Origin of the sequence: Stenotrophomonas forensis, from assembly GCF_028752115.1 — a bacterium.
Classification (GTDB): domain Bacteria; phylum Pseudomonadota; class Gammaproteobacteria; order Xanthomonadales; family Xanthomonadaceae; genus Stenotrophomonas; species Stenotrophomonas forensis.
Genome location: NZ_CP082270.1, coordinates 1,675,546 through 1,689,427, shown reverse-complemented (window position 1 = coordinate 1,689,427; position 13,882 = coordinate 1,675,546). Strand labels below are relative to the sequence as shown.

Annotated in this window: 13 protein-coding genes; 6 read left to right on the top strand and 7 right to left on the bottom strand. The window is 57.4% G+C overall.

Annotated elements, in window-relative coordinates; all coding sequences use genetic code 11:
- Nucleotides 1-91: 91 nt before the first annotated feature.
- From K5L94_RS07890 to K5L94_RS07880, 3 genes are read right to left on the bottom strand one after another with little or no spacing between them, the layout of a single operon-like run.
- Nucleotides 92-982, bottom strand: a complete 891-nt coding sequence (locus tag K5L94_RS07890) for a carbon-nitrogen hydrolase family protein (RefSeq protein ID WP_028690945.1) — start codon at nucleotides 980-982, stop codon at nucleotides 92-94.
- Nucleotides 979-1,587, bottom strand: coding sequence for a GNAT family N-acetyltransferase (locus tag K5L94_RS07885; protein ID WP_028690944.1), 609 nt, complete (start codon nucleotides 1,585-1,587; stop codon nucleotides 979-981). Before K5L94_RS07885 ends, K5L94_RS07890 begins: the two co-directional genes overlap by 4 nt.
- Before the next feature lies 1 nt (nucleotide 1,588).
- Nucleotides 1,589-1,996: a ketosteroid isomerase-related protein gene (locus K5L94_RS07880; protein WP_023103882.1), complete on the bottom strand. Its 408-nt coding sequence runs from the start codon at nucleotides 1,994-1,996 to the stop codon at nucleotides 1,589-1,591.
- Nucleotides 1,997-2,150: 154 nt separating this feature from the next.
- Between K5L94_RS07880 and K5L94_RS07875 the strand changes: the two genes are divergently transcribed.
- A complete protein-coding gene (locus K5L94_RS07875; protein ID WP_023103881.1) occupies nucleotides 2,151-3,056 on the top strand; it encodes a LysR family transcriptional regulator in 906 nt (301 codons plus the stop codon).
- A gap of 150 nt (nucleotides 3,057-3,206) precedes the next feature.
- On the opposite strand, the gene uvrB is transcribed toward K5L94_RS07875, so the two are convergent.
- The 3 genes from uvrB to K5L94_RS07860 all read right to left on the bottom strand — a co-directional run bounded on the left by uvrB (nucleotide 3,207) and on the right by K5L94_RS07860 (nucleotide 7,223).
- The gene (gene uvrB, locus K5L94_RS07870) at nucleotides 3,207-5,183 is read right to left on the bottom strand and encodes an excinuclease ABC subunit UvrB (protein ID WP_028690943.1); all 1,977 of its coding nucleotides are present in this window, start codon (nucleotides 5,181-5,183) and stop codon (nucleotides 3,207-3,209) included.
- Between the two features lie 375 nt (nucleotides 5,184-5,558).
- Entirely contained in the window at nucleotides 5,559-5,990 is a 432-nt protein-coding gene (locus tag K5L94_RS07865) for a DUF488 domain-containing protein (protein ID WP_023835768.1), read from the bottom strand.
- Between the two features lie 252 nt (nucleotides 5,991-6,242).
- Nucleotides 6,243-7,223, bottom strand: coding sequence for an IS5-like element ISPa26 family transposase (locus K5L94_RS07860; protein ID WP_024086516.1), 981 nt, complete (start codon nucleotides 7,221-7,223; stop codon nucleotides 6,243-6,245).
- 448 nt (nucleotides 7,224-7,671) lie between these two features.
- Between K5L94_RS07860 and K5L94_RS07855 the strand changes: the two genes are divergently transcribed.
- The 3 genes from K5L94_RS07855 (at nucleotide 7,672) to K5L94_RS07845 (ending at nucleotide 11,669) form a co-directional block, all read left to right on the top strand.
- The gene (locus tag K5L94_RS07855; protein WP_028698648.1) at nucleotides 7,672-8,613 is read left to right on the top strand and encodes a LysR family transcriptional regulator; all 942 of its coding nucleotides are present in this window, start codon (nucleotides 7,672-7,674) and stop codon (nucleotides 8,611-8,613) included.
- Nucleotides 8,614-9,127: 514 nt separating this feature from the next.
- Nucleotides 9,128-10,294, top strand: a complete 1,167-nt coding sequence (locus K5L94_RS07850; RefSeq protein ID WP_020924942.1) for a glutathione-independent formaldehyde dehydrogenase — start codon at nucleotides 9,128-9,130, stop codon at nucleotides 10,292-10,294.
- A gap of 484 nt (nucleotides 10,295-10,778) precedes the next feature.
- A complete protein-coding gene (locus tag K5L94_RS07845; protein ID WP_023103878.1) occupies nucleotides 10,779-11,669 on the top strand; it encodes a LysR family transcriptional regulator in 891 nt (296 codons plus the stop codon).
- A gap of 22 nt (nucleotides 11,670-11,691) precedes the next feature.
- Here K5L94_RS07845 and K5L94_RS07840 read toward each other — a convergent pair whose 3' ends face one another.
- A complete protein-coding gene (locus K5L94_RS07840) occupies nucleotides 11,692-11,985 on the bottom strand; it encodes a helix-turn-helix domain-containing protein (RefSeq protein ID WP_009459591.1) in 294 nt (97 codons plus the stop codon).
- 119 nt (nucleotides 11,986-12,104) lie between these two features.
- Between K5L94_RS07840 and K5L94_RS07835 the strand changes: the two genes are divergently transcribed.
- Both K5L94_RS07835 and K5L94_RS07830 read left to right on the top strand, forming a co-directional pair.
- Nucleotides 12,105-12,758, top strand: coding sequence for a substrate-binding domain-containing protein (locus tag K5L94_RS07835; RefSeq protein WP_023106332.1), 654 nt, complete (start codon nucleotides 12,105-12,107; stop codon nucleotides 12,756-12,758).
- A 118-nt stretch (nucleotides 12,759-12,876) separates the two neighbouring features.
- Nucleotides 12,877-13,845, top strand: a complete 969-nt coding sequence (locus K5L94_RS07830; RefSeq protein WP_020924940.1) for a Dyp-type peroxidase — start codon at nucleotides 12,877-12,879, stop codon at nucleotides 13,843-13,845.
- The last annotated feature ends 37 nt before the right edge of the window (nucleotides 13,846-13,882 follow it).

Below are 13,882 nucleotides of genomic sequence, written 5' to 3'. Positions count from 1 at the left end.
CAAAACTGGTCAAACTGGAAAAATCTATGCGCAGATAGATATGACCTATCTAAGCCGACTCATCGAGTTGAAGCTATCAAGATGAGACCGGCTAGGCGACCTGATGACCCGAGTGTCGAGCTTTCCGCAGTGCAGGCAACATCTGTCCGTCCCAGTCACGATCGACCGCAACCTGGGCCTGTTCTTGGTTTCGTTCGAGTGCTTCAACGTCAAGATCACCGATCGCCCATGTCTGCGTGCCGCAAGTAGTCGCGAGAATGCCATCCTCGGGGAATCCACGATCCATGGGTGCATAGATCGTGGCCTCGCCAGTGTTCGTGTCCAGCGCCGGACTCCAGTCAGCAGCTCCGGTCGTCACGGCCTGTGCGACGAACATCCGGTTCTCCAGTGCCCGCGCCATGCAGCCCACACGAACCCGGGTTGCACCTGCCCTCGTGTCCGTACAGCTCGGGACCAACAGCAGGCGTGCACCCGCCTCTCGCTGGGCTCGCACGGGCAATGGAAACTCACTGTCGTAGCAGACAGCGATGCCGGCACGCACGCCATTCAGGTCGAACACTTTGAGTTCGTCGCCCCCCTCGATGACGCCAGTGTCTTTCTCGAACCCCGTCAACTGCAATTTGTCCTGGTAGTCACGCGTGCCGTCCGGCGCAAACCACCACGCCCGGTTGCGATAGCGATCCGGTCCAACCCGGGTCAAGAACGTACCGGCCTGAATGGTCATGCGCAGCTCGCGCGCCAGGTCGGTGTACAGGGCCAGCCACGCAGGCTGCAAGGCCTGCAGCGCGGCCAGCGAGGCGTTGAAATCCTGGCGGATGCCAGGCTCGAACATCGCAGCCAGTTCGAGGGACAGATATTCTGGCAACACGGCCAGTTCCGCTCCGGCACGGCTCGCCTCCTCCAGAACCCGCCGCTGCCGCGCTGCGAATGCCTCGAAGCCCGTGGGCTGACCCACTGCGTATTTCGCAACTGCTACTTTCATTTCGCGTTCTCCAGGGAGCGCAGCCACATCGTGAGCGTCTGCTCGGTTTCGCTCGGCTCACCCACCTGTTTCCAGGGCAGCGTAACCTTCATGTCCGACTGCCGCACGTAGCCACGACGGATCCAGAAGGGATCATTACTGCGGTAGTTGGAAGGACGCCGGGGATCGTCGTCTGCTCGATCCACCGACGCGAACGATGTCCACTGCATGCCGCCCAACGAACGGGCATGCGCTTCGCGTTCGTCAAAGAAGCGATGGCCCAGGCCAAGGCCCCGGAAGGCCGGGAGCAGGACTGATTCGCCGCAGTAAAACACTGCCTCCATCGGGATTCCTCGATCGGCGAACGGCACCTGGAAGGCCGGCTCCGCATCGCCGAGCGGCAATCCCGTGGACGCACCCACGACCACGTCATCAGCGAGCGCGAGTACCAGCAGGCTGTCTGCCGAACGGGCGTACATAGCGAGGTAGTGCTTCTCGTATTCGGTGTCGCCCTCGTACAGGTAAGGAAAGCTGCGGAAGACGCTCGCCCGCAGGCCTGCCACGGCATCGAACCATTCGGCAATGTCCGGACCACGATGAACCAGCACCTGCACGTCGCTGGTCATTTCAGGCGTCCCCTCCAACCTGTGCGATCCAGTCGCCGAGGTTGTAGTAGTTGGTGACACGAGCGATCTTGCCATCGCGGATCTCGAAGAACGCGCCGCCCGGCAGCACGTAGCGCTGGCCCTGGGCTTCCGGCAGCCCGTCGTCCGTGACCTTGTATTCGCCATGCACCACGTACTCCGCGCCTGCACACAGGCCGTCGGCGCTGACCATCACCACGATCCCGCGCAGTTGCTCGCCATAGCAGCGGTCCATGCGCTGCAGGAAGGCGCGGAAGGCTTCGCGACCGACCTCACGAGCGCCCTGGTTCAAGTCGTGCGCGACGTCATCGGTCAACATTGACAGCATGGCCTCGCGGTCACCGCGGTTGAAGGCGTCGTAGTAGGCAGTGATGAGAGTCGCAGCGTTCATTCGCGTTCCTTATTGGGTTGTTCGGAGCGGAGCATTCCGGGGTGTTGTCAGTCTGGGCAACCGCGCCTCCCTTGTATATGGAATTGTTGCGATTTTATAATTCCACAATCTGGAACAATCAACGAGCAGCGAAATCGGCCATAAGGCGTGCGTCATGAACAAGGAAATGGAACTACTGCGCATCTTTCGGGTGGCGGCCGAAAGCAGCAGTTTTCGCGATGCGGCCGTCCGGCTGGGGACTTCTCCGCAAGGTGTAACCCGTGCCATCCAGCAACTGGAGCAACACTACGGCGAGGTGTTGTTTCATCGAAGCACGCGCCAGGTGCGCATCACCGCCTTCGGCGAAGGGCTGCTAGACCAAGTGCGCCCCGCATTGGAGCGGTTCGAGGATCTGTGGCGAACGCCTGGCTCCGACCAGCAGGCCTCTCTGTCCGGTACGGTTCGCATCACCGCACCGCACAGCTTGGGCACCAGAGCGGTGCTACCGGCACTGGAGCGCGTGGCCGCGCGCCATCCCGGCATCACGCTGGATGTGCGCCTGTCCGATCGCATCAGCAATACGGTTGACGAAGGGATTGACGTCGGGATCAGGGTCGGATTCATGCGCGATAGCCGCTTCGTCGCACGCAAGGCCGCCGACATGAGACTCCCCATCGTTGCCGCTCCGCGCCTGATCAAGAAAGTGGGCGTACCTGCAAACATCGATGCGCTAAGCAGCCTGCCAGTTACCGTGGCCTTGGATATCAATACCGGCCGTCCCTGGCCTTGGCACTTCAAGGCGGGACGCCAGTGGACACCTACCGCACCCACTCTCGTCGCAGACAATGCCGACATGGAAATGGGAGCGGCGCTGGCCGGGATCGCGTTCGCGCAACTGGCGGACTACATGGCCGCCCCCTACATTGCCAGCGGGAAGCTCGTGCGAGTGCTGGAGAACGAAGAACCTCCGGCATGGGGGTTGTACGTCTATCGGCCTCAGCGTGGCCCCATTCCGGGAAGGGTTCGAGCGGTATTTGATGAAATGCTGGTCGCCGTTGGATCGTTGCCAGCTTTGCGCTGACACGTCGCAAGACGCTGTAGGGCACACACCTTGGAAAGCGGGGCACTGAGCCTCGGCGGCTCACCCCTCCGGTTGAATGATGAGCCGACCGTCTGCCCGCTTGCCCCAGGTGCAGATCGGTCGGCCATGCAACTCAATGCCGGCGAACGATTAGATGTAAATGAATTGCCGGTACAACCCATCCAACTGATGACGAATGTCTTCGACGCGCTGCTCGTCACCGGTATCGGTAAATTCGAGTAGCTGCTGTTCCTTGGCAGTGATCTGATCGCAAAGGTCGGACAAGTTCTCGCAGAAAGCCTCGGAATGAACGGTGGGCTCCTCCGTATTCGTCTCTTCCCCTGCTAGTTTTCGCACAGACGAGGCTGGAGAAATCCCATTTTCCTCGTTAAAGGCAATTTGAAGCTGCCTGCGCCTATTGGTCTCATCGATCGCCTGCTTCATCGCCGGCGTCACCGCGTCGGCGTACAAGATCGCCTTGCCGTTTTCATTCCGAGCGACTCGACCGATCATCTGAATGAGCGCATGGGCCGAACGCAAGAACCCTGCACGGTCTGCATCGAGAATGGCAACCAATGATGCCTCTGGAATATCCAGCCCTTCGCGCAAAAGACTAATCCCAATCAAAACATCGAACTCTCCTGCGCGCAGGCCATTGATGATCTCAACACGATCCTCCGCTTTTATGTCCGAATGCATGTAGCGCGCTCGAATCCCGTTGTCCGTCAAGAAATCCGTTAGCTCTTCTGCACTGACCTTCGTCAGCGTAGTCACAAGCACTCGATTCTTTCTCTTCACGCACTTCGATATTTCGGCAAGCAGGTCATCTATGTATCCATCCGCTTTCCGCACTTCAACCTTGGGGTCAAGCAGTCCCGTTGGCCTGATAACCTGTTCGACAACCCTGCCTTTCGACACCCTCAGCTCGTAGTCGCCCGGAGTAGCGGAAACAAAGATGGTCTGAGGCTTGACCTTCTCGAACTCGTCAAAGTTCAATGGCCGGTTGTTCTTCGATGAAGGCAAACGGAACCCGTAATCGATCAGCGTGTCCTTGCGCGCCTGATCCCCCCGGTACATTGCGGATATCTGTGGCACCATGACATGAGATTCATCGACGAACAGCAGCCCGTCTTTCGGCAAATAATCCAGCAACGTGATCGGAGGAGAAGCTGCGTCTCGGTCGCTGAAGTAGCAGGAATAATTCTCCATCCCCGAGCAATAGCCGACCTCGCGCATCATTTCCACGTCATGCGTGATCCGCTCGTACAGTCTGTTTGCCTCGACCAAGCGATTATTCCTGTTCAGCTCGGCAACCCGCTCTTCCATATCAGCGAGTATCTTTTTGGATGCAGAATCTATTTTGTTCGTGGGCGGTGCGAAAAGCGTTTTTGGCGAAACCAAATAATGGTCTATCTCTCCCAACGTCTTGCCAGTAACAGGGTCCATCCATTGGACAGACGCAACAGTGTCATCCAACAGTTCCACCCGAACCGCCCTGTACTCGGAATCAGCGGGGAAAATGTCAATCACATCACCTTGGACGCGGAACGTTGCACGCTTGAGCGTACGCTCCGTGCGATCATATTGCAGCAAAGCCAAGCGACGAATTAGCTCTCTCTGGTTTAGTTTGACCCCAGGGGACAGAGCGATCTGTAGCGCTCGATATGCATCTGGATCACCCAGGCCGTAGATTGAAGACACCGAAGCGACGACGATCACGTCACGACGCTCAATCAAGGATTTGGTCGTGGACAGGCGCAGGCGCTCAAGGTGGTCATTGATGGCCGAGTCCTTCGGTATGAAACGATCGGTGCCCGGCATATAGATCTCGGGCTGAAAATAGTCGTAATACGAAACGAAGTACTCGACCGCATTCTCAGGAAAGAAGTGCTTCATTTCACTATAGAGCTGCGCGGTCAACGTCTTGTTGGGAGCCAAGATCAACGTGGGCCGCTTCAGACGATGAATCACATTGGCCATGGTGAAGGTCTTACCTGAGCCGGTGATACCTTTCAGCGTCTGGTGCGTCGCACCTTCTTCTATGTCCGACAGCAGCCGCGCGATCGCCTCTGGCTGGTCCCCCGCCGGCGTATAGTTGGAGTGCAGAATAAACATACCGGTTGACATTAGATATCTCCTAATTGAGCTACTTCAATTTGTCCTGATGTATCGGCTATTCCAGAAGACCTATAGCAGTACCAAACTGGGGTGTAAATGACGGCGATCCTGCCGCGCCCCACCTGGGCGTAGGCGTCGCCAACATGATAGCCCAACACATGGGCGGGCTTCCCAGTGCATATCCGCCGATCGCCACGACGTCAGCCAGCGGCCCGTCTGCCAATGCACCTGGAGCCACTCGCCTCGTTGAGCGCTGACATCGAGCCGTGGCGGGCGAGGTTGCTCTGTACGCCCAATGTGTGGCGCCGGCTCCCGCCGATACGCGCCTTTGTCTCTCTCAGCCCTCCAGACGAGGCGTTGGAAACGTGGAGCTACGTCGCCCCTCTAAAGATGCACGATCTCAACATTCGGCCATTTGCCTGCAAGGTACTCGGCCACTAGCCTCCGATGGCAGTGATGGGGCTTGTCTTCGCTGCAAAGCAGGCAACTGTTATCAATCTTTTCTTTATCGATTGACTCAATCTTTCGGGACGACATTAAATCCAGAAATTTACTGGCGTAGATATCCCAATCTCCCCCTTTTATTTTATATTCCTCGAACATGTCTTTGGTTGGAGCAAGTGCTGGTAGATGTTCATATTCCATCCCACACAACGCCTCGGAAAAATATCGAAGATCCTCGCGTTTAGCGAACCCGGCCAATTGCGAAACATTATTCAGGCGAACATCGACAAGGCGCTTGGCACCAGAAGCACTTAACTTGGTGAAGAAGGACCGCGCGGAGGTCTTAGTGAATCCAATCGTGAATATCTTCATCTGCCTTATTCCCCTCGTTCCTTCATCCATAAATGGCTGTTATTGAGCTACCGCCAGGCATGCCCGTCAATCGCAGCTAAGGAAACGCTGGGGGCATGGTGTACTAGGGATGGTCTGAAGTAGCCCCTGTTTTCCGGCTACTTCGCCATCGACACTTTCAAAAAACGGTAGCCGCTCAAATCCCGGTCAAACCTGCCGTCTATTTCAGCCTTTTTTGCCGCTGCAAGCACCTCGCAGCAGTCACTTCACTCTTCACGGACGCACCTCTCCTGCATTGGAGAGCAAATGTCGACGCGCCATCCAAATGTTCGACAGGGCGAACAGCGTCACCATCTGAGCAGTGTTTTTCACCAAGCCTCGGAAGCGCACTTTCGTATAACCAAACTGGCGCTTGATCACCCGAAATGGATGCTCAACCTTGGAGCGAACCTGGGCCTTGGCTCTTTCGATCTTACGTATCGCTTTGTATAACGCGCTGCGGTTACCGTGCTTTTTGTAAGTGCTGCGCCGGGCTGCAATCTGCCAGATGACTTGGCGCCCCTCATGCTCTTCACGCTTCTCTACACCGGTATAGCCCGCATCAGCGCAGACCACGTTCTCACCACCGTGCAGCAGTTTGTCGACTTGGGTTACGTCCGCGACGTTGGCCGCAGTGACCACCACGCTGTGCACAAGCCCGGACTCATCGTCGACACCAATGTGAGCTTTGGCACCGAAGTAATACTGGTTGCCCTTCTTGGTCTGATGCATTTCCGGGTCGCGTTTGCCGTCCTTGTTCTTGGTCGAACTGGGCGCATGAATCAGAGTGGCATCGACGATGGTGCCTTGTCGCAGTGACAAGCCACGGTCGCCCAAATAGCCATTGATCACGCCGAGAATACCGGTGGCCAACTCATGCTTTTCCAGCAGGCGACGGAAGTTGAGGATGGTGGTTTCATCCGGGATTCGCTCCAGGCTCAGACCGGAAAACTGGCGCAGGATCGTCGTCTCGTACAGCGCCTCTTCCATCGCCGGATCGCTGTAACCGAACCAGTTCTGCATTAGATGAATCCGCAGCATCGCCATCAGCGGATAGGCTGGACGGCCCCCTTCGCCCTTTGGGTAATGAGGTTTGATCAGAGCAATCAAACCCTCCCAGGGTACGACCCGATCCATCTCTATCAGGAACAGCTCCTTGCGGGTCTGCTTGCGCTTACCGGCGTACTCGGCATCGGCGAAGGTCATTTGTTTCATCATCGAAAAGCTCGGCGATTGGTGTCCGGGGATTTTGCCAAATCAGGAAGTCTTTTTCAGGATTTCCCCAGCTGCGCCACAACGGCCATGGCAGGCTCCATTCTCTCCCCGCTTCAACGGCCACGACCCGAACAGCTCAAGAGCTTAGCACCGCCTTTTGCGGTTGCGTGCCTCACCACTCACGCTTACTCCCTTCCAGAACGCGCCAACTGCTAAGCTACATGAGGACGACTCGCCCACAGCGCAAAGCACCTGTGTTCGCGCTATTGGCTGTCCCGTGCGTTGTGGTGCTGACCGTCGATGACGAGTCGAACCTACTGTATGGGCACTGCGCGCGGCAGCCTTTCATGCGTGCCAGCTACGTGCCCAAGGTTGGACGCGGATCGAAGCGTGCGCAGGGTTTTTCGTGAAAGTATAAAATCTAATCAACTTTATCAGAAGAAAATATATGATCGTAAGAAACTTTGAATACTTGCTTGCTTTGCACCGTGAAGGCCATTTTGGCAACGCGGCCAAAAGCTGCAATGTTTCTCAGCCGACACTCTCCGCGGGCATTAAGCAATTGGAGGAAGACATGGGTGTCGAGATCGTGCGTCATGGCCGACGCTATGACGGCCTCACTTCTGAAGGGATGCGCGTACTGTCTTGGGCTCAGCAGATGTATGACGACTGCAAAGGGCTGGAGCGAGAACTCTCCGCACTACGGCGAGGTATAGAGGGGCAATTCCGGCTAGGGATACTCCCAGGAACTGCCGGTGTAGCGCCCACATTAAGCATCGCCCTTGCTGAAAAAACACCCTTACTTCAACAATCAGTTCTGGTTTCCGGCGCTTCTTCCCTGCTACAGGCGATTCGAGAAAACAATTTGGATATCGCACTCATGCATTTGGAGGATATCCCAGGGGAAGACTTCGATACTCACCTTCTGTACCGTGAACGCATTTTCCTTTTTCACGCCGCGAGAACACAGCAACCCCGAAGCACAACGTGGGACCATGTTCTCAATAGACAACTCTGCGTGCTGAACTCGGCAGTACCTGAACCCATTCAAGATAGGCTGATGCAATGTACCGCGCAGACTATTCGCACTGATTCAATTGACGTGCTATCGGCACACGTGGCGACAGGAAAATATTCGGCAGTTCTTCCGCAATCTCTCGCCGGCCAACTCGCGCACATTCCAAATCTCCACGCAATCGCAATCAATGGACCAATGTCGCACTCAAATGTCGGATTCGTTGCTGGGAAAAATGCGTTCGAGGCACCGTCATCGCGTGCATTGCTCGAAATGGTGCACACCCCCGAACTCGCCGCCACTCTTCAATCCGTTATATCGATCCATCGTCGGTTCCAGCCCAAAGCAGACTCATCTCAAAGCCCCCTGAAATAGCGAGTCTTGAAGAGCAACTCTGTATTGCTTCAACCAGGCGAAGATTGCAGGCATGCCGTGTGCGCCGCTAACAGGCGCCACGTGCTGAGCAACCCATCGAAGGCCACTAGGTCCAGGGGCAACTCGGGGGACAGGAGTACCTGCTGCATGCGGCCTCCTCATGTCTCGCTGGGTCGAGCTGACTGTTCCTAGATCAAGCTAGGAGGCGCGATGTAGCGATGATCGTTGCCCTCTCCCGGCTAGGAGACGAGCACGGCTCGACGATCCCGCGTAGATAGATCGTGCCTATCTGTACATAGATTATTCCAGTTTGACCACTTCTGAGCTTGATCCGATGCTGTCAAGACCGCAGAAGGAGACGCGGCCAACGGCTAGGCAGTACCACGATCGTTCTTCTTGACAGCGGTAAATTTCGTTTCCCACTTCGATTTAGAAGATGGAAACATTAACGCACAGAGGTGACGAAATGACTCCGACCGGTAACCGAATCGTGACTTTCGAGAAGCCCTTGGAAATGAAGGTCAACACCTTCAAATTTCCAGAGCTGATAACCCCTCAAGGGAAAAGCGCACCCCATGGCGCTATCCTCAAAATAGTTACCACAAATATCTGTGGCAGCGACCTTCACATTTATCGCGGTTCGTTTGCTGTTCCCAAGGGAATGACCATGGGCCATGAAATGACCGGCGAAGTGATCGAAGTGGGATCAGACGTCGAAGTCGTGAAGAAGGGCGACATCGTTTCCGTTCCCTTCAATGTGGGGTGTGGGCGTTGCTACAACTGCAAGCATATGCGCTCCGATGTATGCGAGAACACCAACCCCGAAATCGACTGCGGAGCCTACGGGTTCAACCTCGGTGGCTGGACGGGGGGGCAAGGTGATTATCTCTTCGTACCGTATGCGGATTTCAATCTCCTTCGCTTCCCTGACAAGGATGCCGCCATGGAAAAAATCCGCGACCTGACCCTTCTCTCTGACGTATTACCCACAGCTTTCCATGGGTTCGCTGGCCCAGACTGGCCAGCCGCGCCGGCCTACGTCGTCGGCGAAAACATCCTGATCTTCGGTGCCGGGCCGGTCGGCAGAGCGGGTGCCGCCTGCGCCAGACTTCTGGGTGCAGGCGCCATCATCGTTGCCGATTACATTCAAGAGCGGCTGGACCTTCTCAAGCCACACGGCGTGGAAACCATCAACCTTTCCGACGGCGTGCCGATCGAGGAGCATCTCGAACGCATTACCGGGCACAGGGAGGTGGATCGCGTCATCGACTATGTTGGTGTGGACTGCCGCGGGTTTGGCGCGGAGGCTGACAAGATCGTGGAGAGCGCTGTTACCAACGCAATGCTCAAATATGTCCGCTTCGGCGGAATGACCAGTACGGTCGGTGTGTACTGCGCAAACCCGATCTCGAAAGACCCGAAAGCCAAGAAAGGCCATATGGATCTGGAATGGTCCAACGCCTGGATCAAGTCGCCGCGAATGTCGGCTGGTCAATCTCCGACGGCCAACTACAACCACGCGTTAATGCGGGCGATACTGAACGATCGCATGCCTTACCTTTCGCCGATGATGAACACTAAGTTCATCAAGCTCGAAGACGCGCCCGCCGCGTACAAAGAGTTCGACGCGGGTTCTGCATACAAGTACGTCATCGACCCGCATGGTTCAGTGCGGCATTAAGCATCCGGCGCGGGCTAAGCATCAGGATGTCTCACACTTTCTGGTGAGAGGCATTCTGGTCCCGCCAGTCTCCGGGCAGCAACTGGAGCCGGCGAATATTTTCGCCGGCATTTGCCGTCTGCCCCAGGGTACTTGCCTTGGCTCGGACCAGGAGCAGAGCCTCAGCAATCCGCAGGTGATGATCAACCGCAAGCGTGTTCAAGCGCTTGGTTCGCAATCGGCCAAGGGTCAGACGGGGACGATGCACGGCATCCATTGACGTGCGTGGCTGGAGATAGCCTTCGTCTGATCCTTATCACCCCACGGACTTGATCAGGCTCGCCTAGTGTTGTGCCTGCCTCGGGCCATCGCACGGTCAACCCAGCCCTGGCTCATTCAGCCAGAAGTTTCCAATGATGTGGCCGAACTCGCCGCCGCCAGAATGGCAGTCACTTCTATAGGGAGATAGCACAGTGTTGGATAAGTCGGAACGGGAGGGTGGCCTATGGAGCTGCGCCATCTTCGCTGCTTCGTAGTTCTTGCTGAGGAGCTACATTTCACGCGGGCGGCTGAGCGCCTGCATATCGAACAACCACCGCTATCACGAGCCATCAAGGAACTTGAGGACGAGTTGGGCGTAGTGCTCTTCGACCGAAACCGACGAGGAACAGTTCTAACGGCGGCGGGCGCGGTCTTCTTGCAAGATGTTCGCCGTCTATTCACAGTGCTGGAACAGGCTCGTGAAAATGCCAAGGCTGTGGCATCGGGCTTGCGCGGTAGCCTGCGCATCGCTGTATCAGATGGGGCTATCGATCCACGGCTGTCGGCATTTCTGGCTCGTTGCCGCGCCGAGGAGCCGGAGATCGAAATACGCTTGTCAGAAGTGCCTCTGGCAGAGCAAGTGCGTGGCTTGCGTTCGGGCGACTTCATGATCGGGTTCGCGCACACGGGCGATGTCGGCGACGGTATCGCTGCCGAACCAATCTGGCACGACCCGCTGGTGATTGCGGTGCCAGCTCGTCACTCATTGCTCACCTACAAGGAGGTGCCACTTCAAGAACTTCAAGGCCATCCACTTGTCCTGTGCGACCCGCAGGTATGCGAGGGCTATTGCCGCGAACTCAAGCGGCTGCTCAACACGTTGGAGCACAAGCTGAATGTTGTCGAGGAAGTGTCCTCGCTGGACATGATGCTCACGTTGGTCGGCGCCGGCTACGGCATCGGCTTCATGACGGCGACCAAGATTCCCATCTCCCAACGGCCGGATGTGGTGATCCGCCCCTTGGCGATGGATTCTGCCGTGATCACCACCTACCTGCTTCGGCCGGACGGCGGCAATTTATCGGCTTCGGTGGAGCGATTTATCGTTCGCCTTCGCGACTCTTCGGACGGTTGACGGAGCCTGGCAGGCTAGACACTCAGGGATCAGTGTCGGCACGCAGATTGCGTTCGGTCGCCGTCATCAGGTCAGCCGCGCTTATTCCAAGTGCCGTAGAAATTTTCAGTATGAGCGGAAGCGTGGGCACGTGCTCACCACGCTCGATCTTACCCATGTGAGAACGCGAAATGCTTGCCCGAGATGCGAACTCGTCTTGCGCGACTCCTTGAGCGACGCGCGCAGCGCGCACGGCCTGTCCGAAGGCTAACGCCGACTCGGATTCATACGTCGATGTGCCAGAAGGACGGCCTGGCTGAATTGTTGATTTCTGCATTAGCAGAAGCGTCAAACAATCTGCCACAATTAACCACGTTAAAGATAACGACGTTAAACTTCACTCTTTCCTGAAACGCTGGTTTGCCTTTCTGGACAGATCGCTTATTGGGGGCCCTCATGCATGACGCCACCAGCCAGTTTTCCCATTTCAGGCTTGCTATCGCGCCCGGAGTGCCATCCTCTTGCCTCACAACGCTTCTTGCCCTACAGCGCGCGGAGGAACCAGAAGTCACCATCACGTTCTTTGAGACCTCAGCCGATGATCTGTTGACGGGCCTTGAGGAAGGCCGCTACGACGCTGGAATGACGCTTCGGAACGCTGGTGCTCCGGCTGTGAAAAGCCAACCGCTCTGGGTGGAGAACGTGGCTGTTGCAGTGCCGCTGGGGTCCCCCTTAGTTGCCCAGGCGAAGATCACGCTTGCCGAGCTTCTGGACTATCCGGTGTTTCGCTGGCCGGCGGAGGCTTGCCTACTGCTGGATCAGCGACTGTCCTTTCTTCCGTTGAGCCAGCAGAGCATTCAGCACGTGACTTCGTTCGAGATGATGGCGCTTTGGGTGACCGCTGGCTACGGAGTGGGGCTCTCCGCGCAATCGCGCATTGAGCGTGCCCATGCGTGGGGGATCACTATGCGACCGCTTTCAGACGGCCCCTACGAGATCGTGACATACCTGCAGCGACCCCACGGACGAGCCAATGTTGTTTCTGAGCGGTTCGAGCACAGGGCAATGCTGGTTGCCAGGGACAGGGCGGCTTGCTCGAATACCCCATAGCCCGCTCTCGCCGAGGCTGCGTGCGGGTAATTGCAGCGGCACGCGCCTGTTAGCGCGCCAGTGATAGCGCTTCCATCTCTGGCAATATGATGAATTAACATGGTCTTTGGAGGCACGAATGGTTGGAAGTGGTTGGGATCGAGTACCAATTGACTCGCAAAGCATCGATGCGCCGCTGTCGCGCGCGGCGGTGTTTCTCACGTTGACGGTCGCCGAGGGCCACGAGGCCCTTCAGGCGGTCGCCGGCGTCTTGGACGGGCTGGACGACCTGATCAAAACGGTGGGCTTCCGCGATCTCAACGGCCGGCTGTCGTGCATCACTGCACTGGGATCGGCGCTATGGGACCGTTTCCAGACCGGGAAGCGCCCGAAGGAACTACGGCCCTTCGTGCCCATCGAGGGTGCCAAGCACACCGCGCCTGCCACGCCCGGCGACCTGTTCTTTCACATCCGTGCCGAACGCGAGGACCTCTGTTTTGAATTCGAGCGCCTGCTGCTGGACCAACTGGGCAGCAGCGTGACGGTGGCCGACGAGGTGGTCGGTTTTCGCTACTTCGACTCCCGCGACCTGCTTGGCTTTGTCGATGGCACGGCCAACCCGACCGGGCACGACATCGGCGCCTCGACGCTGGTCGGCAGTGAAGATCAGGCGTTCGCCGGCGGCAGCTACTTGGTGGTGCAGAAGTATCTGCACCAAATGCAGCCGTGGGCTCGGCTCGCCAAGGACGAGCAAGAGCGGATCATCGGCCGGGAGATCGTCAGCAATGTCGAATTGCCCGACGCGACGAGCGGCCAGAAATCGCACAAGACCCTCGCCACGATCGTGGACGACGACGGCACCGAGCACGACATCCTGCGCGACAACATGCCCTTCGGCCGCCCCGGCCAGGGCGAATATGGCACCTACTTCATCGGCTACTCCAGGCATCTGTGGGTGACGCAGAAGATGCTGGAGCGCATGTTCCTCGGCGATCCGCCAGGCATGCACGACCGCCTGCTCGATTTCTCGACGGCGCACACCGGCGCCGTGTTCTTCGCTCCCGCACCGCGCACGCTGAGCGAACTCGTGGAGGCGGTGCAAGCGTAATGCAGGGGCCGCAAGGCCCCTGCAAGGTTTGAGAGCC

Bases quoted from the DNA above. Each gene is read 5' to 3' on its own strand.
- K5L94_RS07890 (WP_028690945.1), bottom strand. From the start codon at position 982: ATGAAAGTAGCAGTTGCGAAATACGCAGTGGGTCAGCCCACGGGCTTC.
- K5L94_RS07885 (WP_028690944.1), bottom strand. From the start codon at position 1,587: ATGACCAGCGACGTGCAGGTGCTGGTTCATCGTGGTCCGGACATTGCC.
- K5L94_RS07880 (WP_023103882.1), bottom strand. From the start codon at position 1,996: ATGAACGCTGCGACTCTCATCACTGCCTACTACGACGCCTTCAACCGC.
- K5L94_RS07875 (WP_023103881.1), top strand. From the start codon at position 2,151: ATGAACAAGGAAATGGAACTACTGCGCATCTTTCGGGTGGCGGCCGAA.
- uvrB (WP_028690943.1), bottom strand. From the start codon at position 5,183: ATGTCAACCGGTATGTTTATTCTGCACTCCAACTATACGCCGGCGGGG.
- K5L94_RS07865 (WP_023835768.1), bottom strand. From the start codon at position 5,990: ATGAAGATATTCACGATTGGATTCACTAAGACCTCCGCGCGGTCCTTC.
- K5L94_RS07860 (WP_024086516.1), bottom strand. From the start codon at position 7,223: ATGAAACAAATGACCTTCGCCGATGCCGAGTACGCCGGTAAGCGCAAG.
- K5L94_RS07855 (WP_028698648.1), top strand. From the start codon at position 7,672: ATGATCGTAAGAAACTTTGAATACTTGCTTGCTTTGCACCGTGAAGGC.
- K5L94_RS07850 (WP_020924942.1), top strand. From the start codon at position 9,128: ATGAAGGTCAACACCTTCAAATTTCCAGAGCTGATAACCCCTCAAGGG.
- K5L94_RS07845 (WP_023103878.1), top strand. From the start codon at position 10,779: ATGGAGCTGCGCCATCTTCGCTGCTTCGTAGTTCTTGCTGAGGAGCTA.
- K5L94_RS07840 (WP_009459591.1), bottom strand. From the start codon at position 11,985: ATGCAGAAATCAACAATTCAGCCAGGCCGTCCTTCTGGCACATCGACG.
- K5L94_RS07835 (WP_023106332.1), top strand. From the start codon at position 12,105: ATGCATGACGCCACCAGCCAGTTTTCCCATTTCAGGCTTGCTATCGCG.
- K5L94_RS07830 (WP_020924940.1), top strand. From the start codon at position 12,877: ATGGTTGGAAGTGGTTGGGATCGAGTACCAATTGACTCGCAAAGCATC.